The organism is Mesorhizobium sp. M8A.F.Ca.ET.202.01.1.1, assembly GCF_004791595.1.
In the GTDB taxonomy this organism is placed as follows: Bacteria; Pseudomonadota; Alphaproteobacteria; order Rhizobiales; family Rhizobiaceae; genus Mesorhizobium.
Genome location: NZ_SRUN01000277.1, coordinates 1 through 290 on the forward strand (window position 1 = coordinate 1; position 290 = coordinate 290).

At 63.8% G+C, this 290-nt stretch carries 1 protein-coding gene; it reads right to left on the reverse strand.

From position 1 onward, the window contains the following. On the reverse strand, positions 1-290 hold a 290-nt coding region (locus EN845_RS34845), incomplete at both ends, for a lytic murein transglycosylase (RefSeq protein WP_245511896.1).

The following is a 290-nucleotide window of genomic DNA, read 5'->3' on the forward strand; positions in this document are numbered from 1 at the left end:
TCAAGGACCTGCTGCTGGCCTCGGTGCCGACCAACAAGGCCGGTTGCCCGACCGGCACGGTCGACGCGATCGGGTTCCAGTAAGGACGGGATCGCCGCTTCCGGTCGGCGCGGGCGAAGATATCGGCGTATTTCTTCATGTTCGCCGCACCTTGCTTCAGCCGGTAGGCTGAGATCATGCGGTTGGAAAACTGGACGAAGGTTTGCGTGAAGACGCCCTGCGCGCGGTCGCGCGCCAGAGCCTTCTCGTCGGTCTCGATGCGCTGGAGGATGCCAGGATCGACGAGAAGG